This window comes from Arthrobacter sp. W4I7 (assembly GCF_030816215.1).
Classification (GTDB): domain Bacteria; phylum Actinomycetota; class Actinomycetes; order Actinomycetales; family Micrococcaceae; genus Arthrobacter; species Arthrobacter siccitolerans_A.
Map to the genome: position 1 here is coordinate 1,515,252 of NZ_JAUSXU010000001.1, position 19,606 is coordinate 1,534,857.

A 19,606-nucleotide genomic window follows, 5' to 3' on the forward strand; every position below is an offset into this window, starting at 1 on the left:
CAGGGGGACCAGCAGGCCGTCAGGCTGCCGGTTCCCGCCCGACGCCCAATGATGGACACTGCAGAGAGGAAACGCGTTGATCGCGCTTGCGCTCCCGGCCCAAGATTCAGGAGAGTTTACTCCTCCTGGAATTAACGAAATGCATTTGCCGGCAATCCTGCCGTGGGGTGCCGCAGAAGGATTCTCCAAGCAGATGCTGCTGGTCCTCCTCTCTGTCGTCTTTATCGCCGTCTTCTTCGTGCTCGCCGCACGCAAGCAGCAGCTGGTACCCGGCAAGCTCCAGTTCGCCGGCGAAGCCGCCTACGGCTTCGTCCGCAACGGAATCGCCAAGGACATCATCGGCGGCAGGGACTTCATCAAGTACGTCCCGCTGCTGTTCAGCTTGTTCTTCTTCATCCTGGTAAACAACATTTACGGTGCAATCCCGGTATTCCAGCTTCCCACCTTCTCACACGTGGGCGGAGCCTATGTGCTCGCTGGAATTGTCTACTTCACCTGGATCATCATCGGCGTCAAGAAGAACGGACTCCGTTACTTCAAGCTGGCCACTGTGCCCTCCGGTGTTCCCTGGTTCATCCTTCCGATCGTGATCCCGATCGAGATCATCTCCAACTTCCTGGTCCGGCCCGTCACGCACAGCCTCCGTCTGTTCGCGACCATGCTCGCAGGACACCTCATCGTGATGATCGCCGGATCCGGCATCGAATACCTCATCACGCAGGAGAACATCCTGCTCAAGGGAACCTCCGTCCTGGTTCTCGCCGGGGCCATTGCCATGTACATGCTTGAAGCCCTGATCATGGTCCTGCAGGCCTACGTATTCACGCTGCTGACCGCGATCTACATCGAAGGCGCGCTTCACGCCGACAGCCACTAGGCACCCCTTAAGCTTCCCCTCGCGGGGATGATAGCAACCCAAACAACCTGCCACATGGGTGGCATCTTGAAAGGAAGAAAAATGGAAGGCAATCTCAACCTCGTAGGTTACGGTCTGTCCGCAATCGGCGGTGGTATCGGTGTTGGTCTCGTATTCGCTGCCTACATCAACGGCGTCGCCCGCCAGCCGGAAGCACAGCGTGTCCTGCAGCCGATCGCATTCCTCGGCCTTGCGCTGACCGAAGCCCTCGCCATCCTCGGCCTGGTCTTCGCCTTCGTTCTCTAGTCCTTAGAGCGAAGCGAACTTACAGAACCGAGTAGAAAAGGACGGGTGAAATATGAATCAGCTGATCATCTCAGCCGCCACTGAGGGCGAAGTCAACCCCCTGGTTCCCAACCTCTGGGAAATGGGCGTTACCCTGGTGGGCTTCGCCATTCTGATGTTCATCGTGGTCAAGTTCGTTGTCCCGATGTTCGAGAAGACCTTCGCCGAGCGTGCCGAGGCTATCGAAGGCGGCATTGCAAAGGCTGAAAAGGCCCAGGCTGAGGCGTCTGCTGCACTCGAAGAGTACAAGCAGCAGCTGACCGACGCCCGCGCCGAAGCCAACCGCATCCGTGAGGAAGCCCGCGCCGAAGGTGCCCAGATCCTCGCGGATCTCAAGGAGAAGGCAGCTGCAGAGTCTGCCCGAATCACGGCCCAGGCCCATGCCCAGATCGAATCCGAGCGCCAGGCGGCCGTTGTGTCCCTGCGTTCGGAGGTAGGCACCCTGGCCACCACCCTTGCCGGCCGGATCGTCGGTGAAACGCTGAACGACGACGAGCGTGCAGCACGGGTAGTGGACCGCTTCCTGGCAGATCTGGAGACCCAGAGCGCAGGTGCAGCTAAGTAATGGCAGGCGTATCGAGCGGATCGCTGGCAACAGCCCTGGCCGCGTTGGAAGCCAAACTTCCGACGGCGTCGCTGCAGCTGGCAAAGGAACTCTTCGGAATTCTGGGAATGGTGGACAGCTCGGCTGGCTTGCGCCGCGCCCTGACTGACCCGTCCCGTAATGGTGACGAAAAGTCGGCGCTGGTCAGGCAGCTGGTTGGCGGAAAAGTCTCCGCTGATGCTGCAGAGATCGCGGGCGGACTGGCCGGCTCACGCTGGGCAAACGCCCGGGATATTGGCGATGCACTCGAGACTCTTGCCGCAACGGTGGTCATTTCCGTTGCCGAAAACAAGTCGGCCGTTTCTGCCTCCGGAATCTCTGGCCTGGAAGAGCTGGAGAACGATCTGTTCTCCTTCAACCAGGCCGTTGCCTCCAACCACGAGGTACAACGTGCTCTGTCCGAACCACAGGCCAGCGCCGCAGCCAAAGCCACGCTCGCCGAGAGGCTGGTGCCCGGAGTGAGCGAGGAAGCAAAGGTCCTCATCACGCAGGCAGTTACCCAGCCCCGCGGCATCAAGCCCACCCGGCTGGTGGAACGGTTCGCCGAGCTGGCGGCCAAGCGGCAGCAGCGCTGGATTGCAACGGTCAGCGTGACCCGCCCTTTGACATCAACGCAGTTTGCACGCCTCCAGGCGGGCTTGAATGCGCTGTACGGGCGGGAACTGAAGGTCAACGTCAATGTTGACCCGGCACTCATTGGCGGCATCCGCGTCCAGGTCGGTGACGAAGTGCTTGACGCTTCGGTAGTTACCCGCCTGGGTGAGCTGCAACGCCAGCTGGCCGGCTAGCCGGACAAGCACAACACAACTGATAGAAACCCCGGTCATCGTGGACAACGATGATCACAAAACAGGAGAGCAGGGACTGCAGATGGCCGAATTGACCATCAACGCCGACGACGTCCGTAATGCGCTGAACGAGTTCGCGGCGTCCTACGAACCCGGAAACGCAGAGCGCGTAGAGGTCGGCCGCGTAACCACCGCTGGTGACGGCATCGCCCGTGTTGAGGGCCTTCCCTCGGTCATGGCGAACGAGCTGCTGCGCTTCGAGGACGGTACCCTGGGCCTGGCCCAGAACCTTGACGTCCGCGAAATCGGCGTCATCGTCCTCGGCGACTTCACCGGCATCGAAGAAGGCCAGGAAGTCCACCGCACGGGACAGGTTCTGTCCGTACCCGTGGGCGACGCCTTCCTCGGCCGCGTTGTCGACCCGCTGGGCGTGCCCATCGACGACCTTGGCGAGATCAAGGCCGAGACCACCCGCGCACTGGAGCTCCAGGCTCCCGGCGTGACCCAGCGCAAGTCGGTGCACGAGCCGATGCAGACCGGACTCAAGGCCATCGACGCCATGATTCCGATCGGCCGCGGCCAGCGTCAGCTGATCATTGGCGACCGCCAGACCGGCAAGTCCGCGATCGCGATCGACACCATCATCAACCAGAAGGCCAACTGGGCTTCAGGCGATGTGACCAAGCAGGTCCGCTGCATCTACGTGGCAATCGGCCAGAAGGCGTCAACCATTGCCGCCATCCGCCAGACCCTCGAGGACAACGGCGCGCTGGAGTACACCACCATCGTGGCGTCCCCCGCCTCGGACCCCGCGGGCTTCAAGTACCTCGCACCGTACGCCGGTTCGGCCATCGGCCAGCACTGGATGTACGGCGGCAAGCACGTCCTCATCGTGTTTGATGACCTCTCCAAGCAGGCAGAGGCCTACCGTGCAGTGTCGCTGCTGCTCCGCCGCCCGCCGGGACGCGAAGCCTACCCCGGCGACGTCTTCTACTTGCACTCCCGCCTGCTGGAACGTTGTGCAAAGCTCTCCGACGAGCTGGGCGCAGGTTCCATGACCGGCCTGCCGCTGATCGAAACGAAGGCCAACGACGTTTCGGCCTACATCCCCACCAACGTGATCTCCATCACCGACGGCCAGATCTTCCTCCAGTCGGACCTCTTCAACGCCAACCAGCGTCCTGCTGTTGACGTTGGTGTGTCGGTGTCCCGCGTGGGCGGTGCCGCCCAGGTGAAGTCCATGAAGAAGGTTTCCGGCACGTTGAAGCTGGACCTCGCCCAGTACCGGGACATGCAGGCATTCGCCATGTTCGCCTCGGACCTGGATGCCGCTTCACGCCAGCAGCTCACCCGTGGCGCACGCCTGATGGAACTGCTCAAGCAGGGCCAGTACTCGCCGTTCCCGGTGGAGAACCAGGTTGTGTCCATCTGGGCAGGCACCAACGGCTACCTCGATGACGTTCCGGTTGAGGACGTCAGCCGCTTCGAGTCGGAGTTCCTGGAGCACCTGGCCCACAAGTCCTCCATCCTCACCACGCTGGCGCAGACCAACGTGCTGGACGATGACACCGCTGCAGCTCTGAAGTCCGCCGTCGTGGCCTTCAAGAAGGGCTTTTTCGGCGAGGGTGACAACCACCTGGTAGGCGCCGGCCACGAGGAGCATGACGCTATCTCCGAGGGCGACGTTGACCAGGAAAAGATCGTCAAGCAGAAGCGCTAATTCCACTGACCGGGTGTGCGGGGCCGCCAAGGTCCGGCACACCCGGTTTAGGGAATGTTAGGAAAGGATAAGTATGGGAGCCCAGATTCGGGTCTACCGCCAGAAGATCAGCTCGACCACGTCGATGCGCAAGATCTTCAAGGCGATGGAACTGATCGCTACCTCGCGCATCGGCAAGGCCCGTGCGCGCGTAGCAGCTTCACTGCCTTACGCGAACGCGATCACGCGCGCCGTTTCTGCTGTCGCCAGCCAAAGCGAAATCGATCACCCGCTGACCACTGAGCCGGAGCAGATCCGCCGTGCCGCCGTCCTGGTAATCACCTCGGACCGCGGCCTGGCAGGATCCTACTCGGCAAGTGTGCTCAAGCAGGCGGAAGGTCTCAACGAGCTGCTCCACGCTGAAGGCAAGGAAGTCAAGACGTACCTCGTCGGCCGCAAGGCGCAGGCCTACTTCGACTTCCGGGGCCGCGAATACGCACGGGTCTGGACCGGAGGCACCGACGCACCGGAGTTCGGCACTGCCCGTGAAATCGGCGCGGCGCTGCTCACGGAATTCGCCAACGACTATGAAGAGGGCGGCGTGGACGAAATCCACGTGGTGTACACCCGCTTCAAGTCCATGGTCACCCAGGAGCCTACGGTCATCCGCCTGCTTCCGCTGGAAGTAGTGGAAGAGCAGGCCGCTTCTGAATCGGACCTGTTGCCGCTGTACGAGTTTGAGCCGGAAACTGAGCGTGTTCTTGACGCCCTGCTGCCGCGCTACATCGAGTCACGCATCTTCGCGGCCATGCTGCAGGCAGCAGCTTCCGAGCTTGCTGCACGCCAGCGGGCCATGAAGTCCGCGGGCGACAACGCCACGGACCTCATCAAGAAGTACACGCGTCTGCGCAACACGGCCCGCCAGGCTGAAATTACGCAGGAGCTTTCCGAGATTGTTGCCGGCGCCGACGCCCTCGCGTCCTAGCCTGCAGCACCCGGTTCCGCTGGACCTGCACCACCCAGATAAACTTAAACCCACGCCATCTACTGAGTGAAGTGAGAGAGATGACTGCCACTGCTACCGAACACGTAGCCGCAACGTCCGGTGCCACCGGCCGCATTGCGCGCGTAATCGGCCCGGTTGTCGACGTCGAATTCCCGGCTGACGCAATCCCGTCCATCTACAACGCACTCACCACCGAGATCACTCTCAACGGTGAGACCAAGACCATCACGTTCGAGACCTCCCAGCACCTGGGTGACAACCTCGTCCGCGCCATCTCCCTGCAGGCCACCGACGGACTCGTCCGCGGCACGTCCGTAGTGGACAGCGGTGCCCCCATCTCCGTGCCGGTCGGCGACGGCGTCAAGGGCCACATCTTCAACGTCCTGGGCCAGCCCCTGGACGTTGCCGAGTCGGAGCTGGAGATCAGCGAACGCTGGCCCATCCACCGCAAGGCACCGAGCTTCGCCTCGCTCGAAGGCTCCACCGAGATGCTCGAAACCGGCATCAAGGTCATCGACCTCCTCACCCCTTACATCAAGGGTGGAAAGATCGGCCTGTTCGGCGGCGCCGGCGTGGGCAAGACCGTCCTGATCCAGGAAATGATCACCCGTGTTGCCCGCAACTTCGGTGGTACCTCGGTATTCGCCGGTGTGGGTGAGCGTACCCGTGAAGGTAACGACCTCTGGGTTGAAATGGAAGAGGCAGGCGTCCTCAAGGACACCGCCCTTGTCTTCGGCCAGATGGACGAGCCGCCGGGAACGCGTCTGCGCGTGGCCCTGTCCGCGCTGACCATGGCGGAATACTTCCGCGATGTGCAGAACCAGGACGTGCTGCTCTTCATCGACAACATCTTCCGCTTCACCCAGGCAGGTTCCGAGGTTTCCACCCTCCTCGGCCGCATGCCTTCGGCTGTGGGCTACCAGCCCAACCTGGCTGACGAGATGGGCCTCCTGCAGGAGCGCATTACGTCCACCAAGGGCCACTCCATCACCTCGATGCAGGCCATCTACGTTCCCGCAGATGACTACACCGACCCGGCGCCGGCCACCACCTTTGCACACCTGGATGCGACCACGGAACTTTCCCGTGAAATCGCCTCCCGCGGTCTGTACCCCGCTGTTGACCCGCTGACGTCGACCTCCCGTATCCTGGACCCCCAGTACATCGGCAAGGACCACTACACCACGGCTGTCCGTGTGAAGCAGATCCTGCAGAAGAACAAGGAACTCCAGGACATCATCGCCATCCTCGGTGTTGACGAACTCTCCGAAGAGGACAAGATCGTCGTGTCGCGTGCACGCCGCATCCAGCAGTTCCTCTCGCAGAACACCTACACCGCCAAGCAGTTCACCGGCGTCGAGGGCTCCACGGTTTCCATCAAGGACACCGTTGAAGGCTTCACTGCCATCTGCGACGGCGAGCTGGACCACATCGCGGAGCAGGCGTTCTTCAACGTCGGCGGCCTCGATGACGTTGAGCGCCAGTGGGCCAAGATCCAGGAACAGACCAAGTAATATGGCTGAGCTTGAGGTTGAGATTGTCGCAGCGGACCACTTCGTGTGGTCCGGAGCGGCCAAGATGGTCAAGGCCCGCACCAGCGATGGTGAAATCGGAATCCTGCCCGGCCACTCGCCCCTGCTGGCGATCCTGGCCGAGGGTGAACTGGCTATCCAGCCGGTGTCCGGGGACCGTATCGCGGTAGATGTTGACGGCGGTTTCTTCTCCGTGGACAACAACCGCGTGGTTATTGTTGCTGACAACGCCCAACTGGGCGGCTCGGCTACCGCTGGGATCCGCTAGCACCACCTTGATGGACGCACCGAGTCTTCCGTTCATCGCCATGGCAATCACGTTTGGATTGCTGGTATTTGCACTGTGCCTTTCGGGGGTGCGCCGCTTCAACCTGCGGCGCGCCCTCGGCACGGTGGACGCCTCCATTTGCATGGCTGGAAACAGCTGGCAGGTGGGGGTTTGTCGTTATCAGGACAACGACCTTGAGTGGTTCCGCCTGTTCTCGTTAAGCGTCCGGCCGAAGCACAAATTCAAGCGCCACTCACTGGAACTGCTGGGCCGCCGCAAGCCCACCGAGGCCGAGGCAGTGAAGGTCCAGCCCGACGTCGTCATTGTTGAACTGCGGTACGAGGGGCAAGACCTCCGTCTCGCCATGAAGTTCGACGCCTACGCCGGGCTGTCTTCCTGGCTGGAAGCCGGCCCGGTTATCGGCGTGGGCACCTGGCGCTAGCCAACGTGGACTGGGTTTTCGACGTCCGGCTGACTGACGGCCCCGTGTACTGGGTATCCCTGGTGCTGGGCCTGGCGGGTGGCGCATTCCTGCTGGCACCGCCTTCGCCGACAGGCAGGCGGCGCTGGTTCGTTCAAGTGATCGCCGCCGTGGCCGCCGCCTTCGCCTTGGTGGCGACCGTCCACTGGGCGCTCATTAATCTCTTCTCCGTTTTCCCGGAGAACATCCCGGACGCCGTCCTGCTCTGGGTGGTGCCTGCAGTGGCCGCCCTCATCCTGCTGCTGCTCCGGCTGCCCCGCAGCAATTGGCGCCGCCGGGCCACCGGCCTGGCCGCGGTGCTGGTTGTCGCAGCCCTGTCCGCCGTCCAGGTCAACGCCTACTTCGGGCTGAACCGCACCGTAAGCGACCTCCTGGGCACTGCCGTGGCCCGGATCCCCACCCTGGAACCTGGCCTGATGCGCCAGCAAGGGGCGGCCGACGGCGTCCCGCTCCACGGGTGGGCACCGCAGGGTGAGCTTCCCGCAGGGGGAGTCCTGCGCAAGGCTGCCATCCCCGGCACCGCTTCCGGCATGAGCACCCGCGAGGCATACATCTACCTGCCGCCTGCCTACTTTGCCAAAAACCGGCCTGCCCTTCCGGTCCTGGTCCTGGTGGCCGGCCAGCCGGGCGGGCCCCCGGACTGGTTGACCGGAGGAGCACTTGACGGCCACCTGGACTCCTTTGCGGCCGCCCACGGTGGCCTGGCACCGGTGGTGGTGATTCCCGATCCCAACGGCTCGCAGTCAGCCAACACCCTGTGCATGGACAGCCGGATAGCACAGGCCGATACCTATCTTTCCCGCGATGTAACGGCCTGGATCAGTTCCACCCTTGCCGTGGACACCAACCACCACCAGTGGGCCATTGGCGGATTTTCCTTCGGCGGCACCTGCGCACTGCAGATGGGAACCCGGCACCCGGATCTGTTCCCGTCCATCCTCTCGTTCTCCGGGGAAGTTGAGCCGGCCCTGGCCAAGGAACGGCAAAAGACCATTGATGCCGCCTTCCCGGAGGAGCCCGAAGAATTCGACCGGCAGACCCCGCTGGCCATCATGAAAGAGCGGCGCTTCGAGTCCAGCGGCATGTACCTGACCGCCGGACAGAACGACCCGGAATTCGTGGCCTACCTGAACACCCTCGCAGCTGCCGCCCGGGACGCCGGCTTCGACGTCCGCGCCCATGAAGTGGAACATACCGGCCATTCCTGGGACACGTCCTCCAAACGGATTGCCGATGCCCTGCAGTTCCTTTCCGACAGATGGGGGCTCGGCCAATGACTTCCGGACAGCAGATACGCACCGCCTCTTTGGCCTGGACAACGGTGTTACGCCCCGCCCGGGACCGGACCATCGCAGGACTCAAGTCGATGCCGTTCTCCGTGGCGGTCCTCGCGGTGTTCCTGGCCGCCGGGGCCGTGACGGGCAGCTACCTTGCAGGACCGCCTGAGCAGTTGCTGGACGGGGCTGGAGTCAGCGGGCCGGGCCTGCGTGCCGGCAACTGGTGGTCCCTCTTTACCAGCCTCTTCTTCGCCACCAACCCGTTGGCGTATGTCTCCGCATCCCTGATGATCCTGGTGCTGCTGGGCCTGGCGGAGCGGAGGCTGGGAACAGCTGCCGCCGTGGCGCTTTTCCTCGGCGGCCAATTCGGCGCCGTCACGGTTTTCCTGCTCATCACCCAATTGGCGGGCTATGTGGGTGACGGATGGCTCGACCGGATGGCCGACGACATCCTGATCGGCCCCTACCCGGCGGTCCTGGCGGCAGGCCTTGCCGCCACCGGCAGGCTGCCGGTCCTCTGGCAGCGCAGGCTGCGGACGGGCGTGCTCTCCATTTCGCTCCTCCTGGTCCTGTATATCGGGCACGCCGAAACGGTGATTGGCCTGATCGGCGCCGTCCTGGGACTTCTGGCCGGCTGGTGGGTCCAGGGAGACCAGGGCCACTTGCACCGGCACCGTTCCACCGGGCGTGAGGCCCGGAACCTCCTCGCCCTGACGGTTGCCGTATTTGCGGTCGGACCGATCCTCACGGGCATCGCGCGGGCGCCCACCGGTCCGCTGGCGCTCCTGCGGGACGTGGTCCTGAATCCGATGCCCACCCTCAGCCAGTTGGCGGTCAACTGCGGAACCACGGTGGAGGCTTCCTGCCTGGAAGCCGGACGGGCAGGTTTTGCCGGCCCCTTCGGCCTGGCGCTTGCGGTGGTCCCGGTGGTCCTGCTGCTGATCTGCGCTGACGGGATGCGCCGCGGCCGCCGCCTTGCCTTGAACATCGCCATCGCCATCCAGCTCGCCGTAACCGCCCTGGCTGCCGTGTACCTGGCCCTGTTCGCCCTGGTTCCGTCCCGGCCGCGCGGCCCGTCCGCGCCACCCATGGGCTCCGCCTTCGCCCACGTTCTTCCCCTGGTATGCGTACCCCTGCTGTTGGCGGTGCTCCTCTGGCTGAACCGTCGGCAGTTCCGCGTCCAGACGGTGCCCGCAGCCCGGCGGATGTTGGCACTCGTGGTGGGAGGGTCGTGGCTGGTCCTGGCCGCTGCCTACGCCCTCGCCTGGTTGTGGGCCGGGGGACTGACGCGCGACGGCGGCCTGCTGGGACTTTTTGCCGAGCTGGCCCGGCAGTACGTCCCGGTGCCCATCCCGCAGCACTACCACCGCGTTTTTGCCGACCGGAACAGCGTGGAAGCCGTCCTGTTCGCCTACTCCGGCCCCGTGTTCTGGGTGATTGCCCTGGTGGCCGTATGGTGGGTGCTGCTGGGCCGGCACCACGGCAGCGATTCCGGCCGGCAGGACCGAATTAAAGTACGCCAACTGCTTCACCAGGGCGGCGGGCCGATCTCCTGGATGGCGCTGTGGGAACCCAACAGCTACTGGTTCAGTCCTGACGGACGCGGCGCCATGGCTTTCCAACGGCACGGCAGCGTGGCGCTGACGCTGGGCGGTGCCATTGGTCCGGCAGATGGCCAGGGGCACGTGACGGAGGCGTTCCTGGCATACTGCAGCGGGCAGGCCCTGATCCCCGCGCTCTACTCCTGTGACGATACGCTCTGGCCCATGCTGCAGGATCGCGGGTTTTCCCGGGTTGCCGTGGCGCAGGAGACGCGCCTGGCCATCCGCGAACTCGAGTTCAAGGGCAAGGAATGGCAGAACGTCCGGACAGCCCTGAACCGGGCGGCAAAGCTGGGGGTCGAAGCGGTCTGGGGAACCTACGCTTCCCTGCCGGCGGCACTGCGTTTAAAGCTGAGCGAAGTGTCCGAGGAATGGGCTGCCGGAAAAACCGTCCCGGAGATGGGCTTTACGCTGGGCGGTATAGACGAGCTCGACGACCCGGAAGTGCTCTGCTGCCTCGCCGTGGATGGCAACGGCACCGTCCATGGAGTGACCAGCTGGCTGCCGGTATACGACGACGGGCGGCTGGTCAGCAGGACTCTGGACGTAATGCGCCGGGGCGCCGACGCTTTTCCCGGCGTGATGGAATTCCTCATCGCCTCCGCGGTCCTTGAGCTGCGCGGCTCCGTCGAGGTCATCTCCCTCTCAGGTTCCCCGCTGGCCAGCCTGCCCGGCTCCGGGACCGGGCCTGGAACCGGTTCCGGCGGCGGGGACCAGGCGGATAACCTGGTCCGGATCCTCGACCTGGTGGGGCACGCCCTGGAACCGGTCTACGGGTTCCGTTCACTGGCCGCATTCAAGTCACGGTTCAAACCCGAGTACCGTGCCCTTTACCTGTATTATCAGGACCCCTTGTACCTGCCCGCCATTGGCCGTGCATTGACAAGGGCATACCTGCCCGGGCTTTCCCTCCCGCAGGGCGCCCGGCTGGTCCGCAAACTGGTGAACTGAACCCGCCGGGTCAGGCCGGACAATCACGTGCACGATTTGATGGGAAAGTGATGGAGCGTTACCGGATTTGGTGCGAAAGGTGATGGCGCGTTTCCCGTTAGCAGCCAAAAGAGTTGGGCCGGACCCTCAAGATACGGCGTAATTTGACGCACTATAACTGTTAACAACAATGGTCCCCGGCATAATTGCCGGGGACCATTGTTTCGCTGACGGCCGCATTAAGCGGCCTTCAGGCGGGGACTAAACCAGCGTGACGCCGGTAGCCTGGGGACCCTTGGCGCCCTGGCCGATCTCGAACTGAACGCGCTGGTTCTCGTCGAGGGTCTTGAAGCCGCCGGTCTGGATCTCGGAGTAGTGAACGAAGACATCACCGTCGGAGTCATCCGGGGTAATGAAGCCGAAGCCTTTTTCAGCGTTGAACCACTTGACGGTTCCCTGTGCCATTTATTTCTCCTCATTGTGGAACTTTTTAAGAACGGCACACTTCGTGCCGGCCTTGGTCACTCCGCGAGAAGAATCCTGGATTGCCCGTCCGCTAAAGGGACCGGCGCTGCAGGAGCTTCGCGCTCGCAACATGTCTTGCGAGCATGAAAAACACCTACACAAAGACTGAGATAAGAATTTCACGCTGGTACGCGAAGGTCAACGGTTTGGGCAACTAAACGCATAAATTTTGGGTAAAGAGGCGGCTAAATGTCGTTGGTGGAAGGAATTCAGCGCCCCAGGAAGGGCAGTGTGCTGATTACCTGCGTCCTGCTAAAGGCAGCGTCAGAAAAGCCGGGACTCAATGTCGTCCACACCACGCATAGCGTCGTAATCAAGGGTGACGCAATCAATTCCGCGGTCCCTCGCCAGGACCTTCGCCTGGGGCTTGATCTGCTGGGCAGCGAAGATCCCGCGGACCGGCGCCAGCAGGGGATCGCGGTTCAGCAGTTCAAGGTACCGTGTGAGCTGCTCCACGCCGTCAATGTCGCCGCGCCGCTTGAGTTCGATGGCCACTGTGGCCCCGTCCTTATCCCTGGCCAGGATATCCACCGGCCCGATCGCCGTGAAATACTCACGGCGGATCAGGGAATAGCCTTCGCCCAGCGTTTCAATCTGCTCCGCCAGGAGCCGCTGCAGGTCCGCCTCCACACCGTCCTTGATGAGGCCCGGGTCCACGCCCAGGTCGTGCGATGACTCGCTGAGTTTCTCGTGGATGTTGATGATGAGGCGGTCATCTGTCTTCGCAGACTGCACGGTCCACTGCTCAACAACTCCGAGTTCAAGGTCCACATCCTCGGGGGACGAGACGCGCAAGGTGGCCGGCGGACTCATCCAGTTCAGGGGTTTGTAGGAGCCGCCGTCCGAATGGACCAGGACCGAGCCGTCGGCCTTGACCAGCAGGAGCCGGGTGGCAAGTGGAAGATGGGCTTTGAGCCGGCCAACGTAATCAACGGAGCATCGGGCTATCACAAGTCGCACGCCGTACAGACTACCGCGTGCAGCCACCCCGGCTGGTCCCGGCGACGGTCCTGCCGGCAGTGCCGTCAGGACTCCCGGGGTGGGCGGTTGGGGCAGAATGGAGGCATGCCGCGTTCCAACCGTCCCCGCCGTCCTGTCTCGGGCAAGGGCGCCTCTTCCGGCCGGGCGGCCGGAAAAAAGGGGAGCGGGGGCGTTCCGGAGCTTGACCTGGAACGGGCCCGGGCCGGCATCGCCCGGCGTGAAAGTGCGCCCGACGGCGAATGGATGGTCCGCACCATGACCGCCAAAAACGCCGAGAAGACCTACATCTGCCCCGAGTGCTCCACTGCCGTATTGCCAGGAGTCGCCCATCTGGTGGTGTGGAAGGATGACCATCTCTTCGGTACGGCAGCCGGCCTGGCGGAACGGCGGCACTGGCACACCAACTGCTGGATGTCACGCAGTTACCGCTACCGTTAAGTCCCGCGGGCGGCAGCAGTCCTGCTGTCGCTAAGCTGGCAGGCATGACTTTTGATCCGGCGTCGTTCGAATTCAGCCAGTCCACTGGGCCCACTCCCATCCGTGCCTCCACAGTCCTGCCGGCCAGGCGGGAAAACGTGGAGTTGAAGACGGCGGACGGGCATACCCTGGTGGGCGAACTGGCGCTCCCGGAATCCGGACCGGTGAACGCCACCCTGATTACCCTGCATCCGCTGCCTACCCACGGCGGTTTTATGGATTCGCATGTTTACCGCAAGGCGTCCTACCGGCTGCCGGCCCTGGCCGGCATCGCGGTGCTCCGGTTCAACACGCGCGGCACCGAATCCCCTCGTGGCACGAGCACCGGGGCCTTTGAAGAGGGCATCGGGGAGCAGCATGATGTGGAGGCGGCTGTACGCTTCGCCGTCGAACGCGGCCTGCCCAACCGGTGGCTGGTGGGTTGGTCCTTCGGCACCGAGCTTGCCCTGATGTACGGGGCCGTTGACCCCGTGGCCTCGGAAATCGAGGGCGCCATCCTGCTTTCGCCGCCGCTGCACCGGGCCAAGGACTCCCACCTCCAGCAGTGGGCGCAGTCCGGCAAGCCGCTTACGGTGCTGGTGCCCGAACACGATGACTACCTGCAGCCCGACGCCGCGGCTGAGCGCTTCAGCCTGGTGCCGCAGGCCCGCGTGGTGGGCGTCAAGGGTGCCAAGCACCTGTGGGTGGGGGAGAAGTACGCCGGCCGGGTCCTGAACGAGATTGTGCATGAGGTCACCGGCGCCGGGGGAACCAGCCTTCCCCATGAATGGGAAGGGCCGGTGGCCAGCGCGCCGGCCTAGCGGCCGGGCTAAGGCACAGCGCGCCCGGCCCCGGAGCCCCGGGGTTTAGTGCTTGTCCTGGCGTACGATATAGATTTCCTTGATCAGCAGCAGGATGGCGGCCGCGGTGGGAATAGCGATCAGTGCGCCCAGGACACCGAGCAGGCTGCCGCCTGCGATGACCGAGATGACAGCCACCGCTCCGGGTACGGCCACGGCCTTCTGCATGATGCGCGGCGAGATGAAATACGCCTCGAACTGCAGGTACGCGAAGTAGCAGATGCCGTAAACCGCAGCGGTCTGCCAGCCCACCGTGAGGGCAATGAGGATTACCACCACGCCGGCGATCATGCCCCCCACCAGCGGGATAAAGGCAAGCAGTGCCACCACAAACGCCAGCAGCAGGGCGAACGGGACCCCCACGACGGACATCACGATAAAGGCGAACGTCGCATTCAGGAGGGCCACGCAGGCCTGTCCGATGACGTAGTTGCCCACCGATTTGGTGATTTCCTCGGACAGTGCCTCCACCCGGTGGCGGCGGGAGCGCGGAGCCAGCCGGTAGCCCCACTTCTTCATCGCCGGCAGCGCGGCCAGGAAATACAGGCTGAGCACCAGGACGATCAGGGCCCCGAACAACCCGTTGGCCACCGTGGACCCGAATCCCACCACGCCGCCCGCGATCCCGCCCATGGCTTCGGGGTCATTCACGAACTTGTTGACTTCTTCGGCGATCCGGTCGCGGACCCCGAACTGGTCATCGAGGGTGCGGAACAGGTCCGAGTTCATAAAGTCCCTGACCCAGACCGGCGCCTGCTCCACGATCTCGCTGACCTGTTCCACGATGGTGGGGATCAGGGTGGCAAAAAAGCCGACGACGGCAGCCACCAGCACGCTGACGGACACCAGGATGCCGGCCGGGCGTGGAATCCGGCGGCTTTCGAGCCACCCGACCACCGGCTCAAGGCCCAGGGCGATGAAGAGCGCGGCGACGATCCACAGAAGCAGCTGCGTGGTGTGGGACCCGATCCAATAGACGAGCAGTGCCACACCCACGCCGACGGTGCCCATAAATCCCAGATAGAGCGGATGCTGCGGGGACATCCGGGGGCCCGGGTCACCGAACTGGGGGCGGCTCACGCCGTCGGGATCCTCGGTGGATTCCTCGTGCTGGGAGTACTCCGGCGGCATTTCGAACCGGAGCCTCGGCTGGGCCCCGGGCAGCGGCTGGCGAAGGCGGCGGACCACCAGTCCGAGGGCAGCCGCGGCCGACCCCCGCCGGTGCGCCGGCGCAGGGTCCTGGGCCGCCTTCGCCGAAGGCTCTGCACCTTCCGGATTCTCGAATGCCGCGGAGGACTCGTCCGTCTTGTCAGTCACTGGGATGTGGGGCCTGTTCGGTGCGTGGCGCCGCTGCTGCGGGCCGGTGTGATGATCATCGCAAACACTATCAGCAGCCTTGTCAACACCCGCGGAGGGGCCGTGTTCAGGAGCCGCCGCGGGTGCCGTTGCGCAGCCCGATCGGGGGCCGTGGTAACAAAACCGTTACTATTGAAGCTAAACCCCCGCTGATGATAGGTGTTCCCTTGCGTTTAAAGACTGCAGTCGCACTCGTGCTGCTCGGCCTCCTGACACTGTTGGCCGGCATCGGCCAGAGAACCATCTGGGCCCCTTCCGAGACATTCACGGCCTCCGCCCCCGCTGACGGGCAGGCGGCGCCGTTGACCGTCATTGACCAGAAGCTGCGGACCCTGCACGGCGGAACCGTCAAGATCAGCATCGAGGGTGACGGCAACTTCCTGCTGGCGGCAGGCCGTCCCGACGACGTGGATGCCTGGGTGGGGCCAACAGCGCACAACACGGTCACGGGGGTTTCGGAGGACGGAAAGTCCCTCCAGGTTGAACATGCCGACGGCGAGGCCACAGCGCCGAGCCCGGCCGGCTCCGATCTTTGGGTTTCCACTGAGAACGCCAGCGGCGAGCTGGAATACTCCTGGACACCGCCCGCTGACGGCGACTGGACGCTCCTGCTGGCTTCGGACGGAACCCGGCCTGCCCCGGCCTCCATCTCGATGACGTTCCCGAACGACACCTCCACACCGTGGGCCATCCCGCTGATGGTGCTGGGCTCCCTCCTGATCCTGGGCGGCATCGTCCTGGCCCTGCTCTCCGTCCGCAAGCGCAACGGTGAAGGCGACGGGGAGGGCAGCGGTTTTGCCCAGCGTGCCCGCGCCCGGTCCGAAGCCCGTTCGTCCTCCCGCATGAGCATGGTTGCCGCCGGAGCGGTCACCGTGGCTGTGGTTGCCGGAGCCGGTACTGCGGCACATGCGGCGTCGCCCGCGCCCTCGTCGGGCCCCGCCTCAACAGCGCCTGCCGCCGCGCAGGAGCAGGCCGCTTCGCCGGTGCTGCTGGATGCCCAGTTCCGCCGCATCCTGGAGCAGGTCTCCAGTGCCGCGGATGCCAGTGACGCGGCAAAGGACGCGGCAAAGCTGGCCGAGAGGGTAGGCGGAACCGAACTGGAAGTCCGGACGCAGAACTACAAGATCCGCTCCCAGGTGGGATCCTACGAGGCACGCATGCCCGTCCGCTCCACCAAGCTCCTCACCACCGTGGTCACCAAGGACCGCGAGTGGCCCCGGTCCGTCCTGGCCGTGACGCAGGGCGACGGAAACGTTGTGCCGCAGCTGCTGACCCTCGTCCAGGCGTCACCGCGCGAGAACTACAAGCTCGTGGAAACCAATCCGCTGCAGCCCGGGACGACCTTCCCCACCATTAACCGTGACGGGACGGAAACCGTGGCCCCCGGCGACAAGACCGGACTGCTCTACAGCGGTGAAGAAGCCATGGCCGGCCTGGCCGACAGGCTCACCACCGCAGATTCCGCCTTCAAGGACAAGCTCGTGGAGGGTGAGTCCTCGCCGTACATCGCCGACACGCTGTCCTACCAGTCCGAGGTGGTCAAGGCCGGCGAGAACGGAAGTTTCTCGTTCACGCACAAGGTGGTTCCGGAAAGCACTGTGGTGTTCCGAACTGCCGACGGCGGCGCGCTGGTCCTGGGCCGGATCAACTTCGGTTTCGAGGGAACCCCCAAGGCCGCCGGTGACAAGCTGACCATCGGCGACGACGCTGCGGCCCTGGCCGGCGGCAAGGAAACCACCACCGGGATGGTCCTCAGCTTCGCCGAATCCACGGCCGTGTACGTGCCGCCGGCGGGCTCCGCCGATCCCATGAAGCTCGTGGCCGCAACCCGCGGGCTGGTAGGAGCCAGCTTCAAGTAGTCCCCGGATCTGCAGTACCCCCGGCAGCGGCCGGAGTGGCTAGAGTGGAAAGCATGAGTTCGCCAGCTTCCCGCCCAGTCCCTCCTGCCGCTGCCAGCCTGCTTAACCTGCGCGGCGCCGTCGACCTTTCTTCACTGAAGCAGCGCCCGGCACCGTCCGGCCCGTCCGCACCGCCGCCCACAACCGGCGATGGACAGCCCGGCTCGGCTCCCGGCGCTCCGGAACTGAAGGTCAACGTCACCGAGGCCAATTTCCAGCAACTGGTGGAGCTCTCAGCGCAGGTGCCCGTGGTATTTGCGCTCTGGGCCTCCTACTCGCCCGAGTCCGCCGGCATGCTGGACGTCCTTGAGCGGGTGGTGGACAGCTACGGCGGCCGGCTGGTCCTCGGTGCTGCCGATATCGAAGCGTTCCCCCAGCTGGCCCAGGCGTTCCAGGTGCAGGCGGTCCCCACCGCCGTTGCCGTGCTGAAGGGCCAGCCGGTCCCCCTGTTCCAGGGCGGTGCAGACGAACAGCAGGTACGCGGCCTGTTCGACGAACTGTTGAAAGTGGCAGCGGCAAACGGCGTGACGGGAAGCCTGGGCGGGGAAACCGGGGCAGATGCGGAGCCCGCGCCGCTGCCGCCGCTGCACCAGGCCGCCTTTGATGCCATCGAGGCAGGCGACTACGCAGCTGCTGCGGACGCCTATCGCCAGGCGCTGAACGAGATGCCGTCGGACCGCGAGGCGAAGGCCGGGCTGGCCCAGGTGGAGCTGATGCTGCGGCTCCAGCCGATCACGGCCCAGGACAGCGAAGCCCTCCGCGCCCAGGCGGCCGATGAACCGGACAACCTGGAGGCCCAGCTTGCCATTGCCGATCTCGACGTTGCCGGCGGGCACGTGGAGGACGCGCTGAACCGGCTGGTCAGCTTTATCGGCAGGAATTTCGGACCGGAACGTGAGACCGCCCGGGTCCGCCTGCTGGAGCTGTTCGAGGTGGTAGGGACTTCAGACGAGCGGGTTGCCAAGGCACGCCAGGCCCTGGCACGGGTGCTGTTCTAGTGTCCGCACTGTTCGAGCCGCTCAAACTCCGTTCGCTGGAGCTCCAGCACCGCGGCTGGGTGTCGCCCATGTGCCAGTACAGCTGCGATCCCGACGACGCGCCGGGAGTTCCGCACGATTGGCACCTCATGCACCTGGGCTCCTTCGCCGCCGGCGGCGCGGCGCTGATCCTCACCGAGGCGGCCGCCGTTAACGCCGAAGGCAGGATCAGTCCCCGGGATGCCGGCCTGTACAACGACGCGCAGGCCGAGGCCTGGCAGCGGATCACCTCCTTCGTGCACCGCTACGGCGCAGCCGACGCAAAGATCGGCGCCCAGCTGGCCCATGCCGGCCGGAAGGCCTCCACGTACTGGCCCTTCTCCGGCCGGCAGGGCAGCGTCCCGGAGTCCGACGGCGGCTGGACCACGGCGGGACCCTCGCCGTCTGCGTTCGACGGCTATGCTGTGCCGTCCGAGATGACGGAGGAACAGATCAAGGGAGTCATCAACGACTTCGCCGCGGCCGCAGTCCGCGCCGTGGATGCAGGATTCGACACCTTGGAGATCCACGGGGCGCACGGTTATCTGCTGCACCAGTTCCAGAGTCCGCTGATCAATGCGCGGACTGATGCCTGGGGCGGGGATGAAGCCGGCCGGAACAGGCTCATGCTTGCGGTGGTGGATGCGGTGCGGGATGTCATTCCGGACTCGATGCCCCTTCTGCTGAGGATCTCGGCGAGCGACTGGGCCGAAGGCGGGGTGGACCTGGCGGCCTCCGTGCGCCTGGCCCGGCAGGCCGCCCAACATGGTGTGGATCTCGTCGACGTTTCCAGCGGCGGGGCCGTGGCCCATCAGCAGATCAAGGCCGGTCCCGGTTACCAGACCGGGTTCTCCGCCGCTGTCCGCAGCGAGGCCGGAGTGCCCACTGGTACCGTGGGCCTGCTGACCTCCGCCGGCCAGGCTGAGCACGCCATTGCCACAGGGCAGGCCGACGGCGTTTTCATCGCCCGCGCTGCCCTGCGGGACCCGCACTGGTGGCTGCGCGCAGCGTTTGAACTGGGCCACGACATCAAGTGGGCGCCGCAGTACGAACGTGCGGTGCCGCGCCGGACTTTCTGATCGTTGCCGGCGTACTGGCCCTAACTCTCTGCTCCTGCGGGAGGACGC

19 protein-coding genes are annotated in these 19,606 nt (G+C 64.7%); 16 read left to right on the plus strand and 3 right to left on the minus strand.

Annotation, left to right across the window (positions count from 1 at the left end):
• Positions 1-76 precede the first annotated feature (76 nt).
• From atpB to QF047_RS07025, 11 genes are all read left to right on the plus strand, one after another.
• Positions 77-877 (plus strand): F0F1 ATP synthase subunit A, encoded by an 801-nt coding sequence (atpB, locus tag QF047_RS06975; RefSeq protein ID WP_307275109.1) that lies wholly within the window; start codon positions 77-79, stop codon positions 875-877.
• An 81-nt stretch (positions 878-958) separates the two neighbouring features.
• On the plus strand, positions 959-1,162 hold the full coding sequence (gene atpE / locus QF047_RS06980; protein ID WP_009356484.1) for an ATP synthase F0 subunit C: 204 nt from the start codon (positions 959-961) through the stop codon (positions 1,160-1,162).
• A 52-nt stretch (positions 1,163-1,214) separates the two neighbouring features.
• Positions 1,215-1,766, plus strand: coding sequence for a F0F1 ATP synthase subunit B (locus QF047_RS06985; RefSeq protein ID WP_142037923.1), 552 nt, complete (start codon positions 1,215-1,217; stop codon positions 1,764-1,766).
• Positions 1,766-2,593, plus strand: coding sequence for a F0F1 ATP synthase subunit delta (locus QF047_RS06990; RefSeq protein WP_306634300.1), 828 nt, complete (start codon positions 1,766-1,768; stop codon positions 2,591-2,593). The genes QF047_RS06985 and QF047_RS06990 overlap by 1 nt, the downstream gene beginning before the upstream one ends.
• 82 nt (positions 2,594-2,675) lie before the next feature.
• Positions 2,676-4,313 carry a F0F1 ATP synthase subunit alpha gene (gene atpA / locus QF047_RS06995; protein ID WP_306639098.1) on the plus strand — a complete coding sequence of 546 codons (1,638 nt, stop codon included), beginning with the start codon at positions 2,676-2,678 and terminating at the stop codon, positions 4,311-4,313.
• 73 nt (positions 4,314-4,386) lie between these two features.
• Positions 4,387-5,277, plus strand: a complete 891-nt coding sequence (locus QF047_RS07000; RefSeq protein WP_306634298.1) for a F0F1 ATP synthase subunit gamma — start codon at positions 4,387-4,389, stop codon at positions 5,275-5,277.
• Positions 5,278-5,357: 80 nt separating this feature from the next.
• Complete coding sequence (gene atpD / locus QF047_RS07005; protein ID WP_306634296.1) at positions 5,358-6,812, plus strand: F0F1 ATP synthase subunit beta; 1,455 nt, start codon at positions 5,358-5,360, stop codon at positions 6,810-6,812.
• Position 6,813: 1 nt separating this feature from the next.
• On the plus strand, positions 6,814-7,098 hold the full coding sequence (locus QF047_RS07010; protein ID WP_018760117.1) for a F0F1 ATP synthase subunit epsilon: 285 nt from the start codon (positions 6,814-6,816) through the stop codon (positions 7,096-7,098).
• A gap of 10 nt (positions 7,099-7,108) precedes the next feature.
• A complete protein-coding gene (locus tag QF047_RS07015; protein WP_050054635.1) occupies positions 7,109-7,540 on the plus strand; it encodes a DUF2550 domain-containing protein in 432 nt (143 codons plus the stop codon).
• 5 nt (positions 7,541-7,545) lie between these two features.
• Positions 7,546-8,856 (plus strand): alpha/beta hydrolase family protein, encoded by a 1,311-nt coding sequence (locus tag QF047_RS07020; protein ID WP_307275114.1) that lies wholly within the window; start codon positions 7,546-7,548, stop codon positions 8,854-8,856.
• The gene (locus QF047_RS07025; protein WP_307275116.1) at positions 8,853-11,408 is read left to right on the plus strand and encodes a bifunctional lysylphosphatidylglycerol flippase/synthetase MprF; all 2,556 of its coding nucleotides are present in this window, start codon (positions 8,853-8,855) and stop codon (positions 11,406-11,408) included. The genes QF047_RS07020 and QF047_RS07025 overlap by 4 nt, the downstream gene beginning before the upstream one ends.
• A gap of 240 nt (positions 11,409-11,648) precedes the next feature.
• Here QF047_RS07025 and QF047_RS07030 read toward each other — a convergent pair whose 3' ends face one another.
• Positions 11,649-11,852, minus strand: coding sequence for a cold-shock protein (locus tag QF047_RS07030; RefSeq protein ID WP_011692441.1), 204 nt, complete (start codon positions 11,850-11,852; stop codon positions 11,649-11,651).
• 324 nt (positions 11,853-12,176) lie between these two features.
• Positions 12,177-12,872 carry an endonuclease NucS gene (gene nucS / locus QF047_RS07035; RefSeq protein WP_306634290.1) on the minus strand — a complete coding sequence of 232 codons (696 nt, stop codon included), beginning with the start codon at positions 12,870-12,872 and terminating at the stop codon, positions 12,177-12,179.
• 105 nt (positions 12,873-12,977) lie between these two features.
• Here nucS and QF047_RS07040 point away from each other — a divergent pair, with 105 nt between their 5' ends.
• The gene (locus tag QF047_RS07040) at positions 12,978-13,331 is read left to right on the plus strand and encodes an ATP/GTP-binding protein (RefSeq protein WP_307275119.1); all 354 of its coding nucleotides are present in this window, start codon (positions 12,978-12,980) and stop codon (positions 13,329-13,331) included.
• A gap of 44 nt (positions 13,332-13,375) precedes the next feature.
• The gene (locus QF047_RS07045; RefSeq protein WP_307275120.1) at positions 13,376-14,170 is read left to right on the plus strand and encodes an alpha/beta hydrolase; all 795 of its coding nucleotides are present in this window, start codon (positions 13,376-13,378) and stop codon (positions 14,168-14,170) included.
• A gap of 45 nt (positions 14,171-14,215) precedes the next feature.
• On the opposite strand, the gene QF047_RS07050 is transcribed toward QF047_RS07045, so the two are convergent.
• The gene (locus QF047_RS07050) at positions 14,216-15,526 is read right to left on the minus strand and encodes an AI-2E family transporter (RefSeq protein ID WP_373427017.1); all 1,311 of its coding nucleotides are present in this window, start codon (positions 15,524-15,526) and stop codon (positions 14,216-14,218) included.
• Positions 15,527-15,717: 191 nt separating this feature from the next.
• Here QF047_RS07050 and QF047_RS07055 point away from each other — a divergent pair, with 191 nt between their 5' ends.
• From QF047_RS07055 to QF047_RS07065, 3 genes are read left to right on the plus strand one after another with little or no spacing between them, the layout of a single operon-like run.
• On the plus strand, positions 15,718-17,424 hold the full coding sequence (locus QF047_RS07055) for a hypothetical protein (protein ID WP_307275122.1): 1,707 nt from the start codon (positions 15,718-15,720) through the stop codon (positions 17,422-17,424).
• A 53-nt stretch (positions 17,425-17,477) separates the two neighbouring features.
• Positions 17,478-18,461: a tetratricopeptide repeat protein gene (locus QF047_RS07060; protein WP_307275124.1), complete on the plus strand. Its 984-nt coding sequence runs from the start codon at positions 17,478-17,480 to the stop codon at positions 18,459-18,461.
• Positions 18,461-19,558, plus strand: coding sequence for an NADH:flavin oxidoreductase/NADH oxidase (locus QF047_RS07065; protein WP_307275126.1), 1,098 nt, complete (start codon positions 18,461-18,463; stop codon positions 19,556-19,558). The genes QF047_RS07060 and QF047_RS07065 overlap by 1 nt, the downstream gene beginning before the upstream one ends.
• Positions 19,559-19,606 lie beyond the last annotated feature (48 nt).